Genomic DNA, 870 nt, shown 5'->3' with positions numbered 1-870 from the left:
CATCTAATGTCCAATGAACAGAGTTTTCAATGCCCCAATGTTGTCGGATTGCACTACCAATTTTGTTAGCATCACTATCAAGACTAGTGATATAAAATTGCACCTCATGAGTAGTTTTATTCCAATGCTGAATCTTCCGAACTACCATAACTACTGTTGTTAATCCTGCCCATTGGTTTTGTTCATGAAGTGCTGGTAGTTGTGACACTGGAACAGTATAAACTGTACGATTCTCGATACGGTGATGTCCTTTTTCTACACGTTGACTAATACTGACATCAACATCTTTAAAGTTTAAGGATTGTGCCATTTCAAACCAATTTTTCACTTGTTGATGTAGCGTCGGATGATTATCTTTGAGGCTTAAAATATAATCAGCATTTCCGGCTATTATTTGTTCGGCAATGGATTTTTGCGTACCCATTGCATCAATGGTGATAATACAACCAGACAAGTTCAGAGTCTCTAATAGTGCTGGAATTGCCGTGATTTCATTTGATTTACAACTGACCTTTGTTTGCCCTAGAATCAACCTGTTTTCACAAGCCCATGCACTCACTGTATGCAAGGCTTTTAGTTTCGATTCTCGGTCATATGAGCCTCGATGAGTTTTGCCATCTATAGCAACTACTTCTACACCCAATTTCTCTACTAATGATTGCACCCAATTGCGAAAACATTGCTCAAATTCTTTGGGGTTTATTCTCTCAAATACTCTTCTAAATGTATCTGGACTGGGTATTCCTTCTGGTAGTTCTAAAAATGTCTCTAACCACTCTTTTTTACTTAGTCCATATTCCTCAATATCTTCCCACCCTTCAGCCCCTGCTATAACTGCCAACAAGGAAATAGTGATAATATCGGTGAGTA

Annotated in this window: 1 protein-coding gene; it reads right to left on the bottom strand. The window is 38.3% G+C overall.

Annotation, left to right across the window (positions count from 1 at the left end; translation table 11 throughout):
* The coding region (locus A9Y75_RS25815; RefSeq protein WP_071192731.1) for an ISAs1 family transposase at positions 1-870 on the bottom strand (870 nt) is incomplete at both ends.

Origin of the sequence: Trichormus sp. NMC-1 (assembly GCF_001858025.1) — a bacterium.
Taxonomy (GTDB): domain Bacteria; phylum Cyanobacteriota; class Cyanobacteriia; order Cyanobacteriales; family Nostocaceae; genus Anabaena.
Note: the sequence above shows the minus strand (reverse complement) of the source record. Positions and strands in the feature narration are given on the sequence as shown.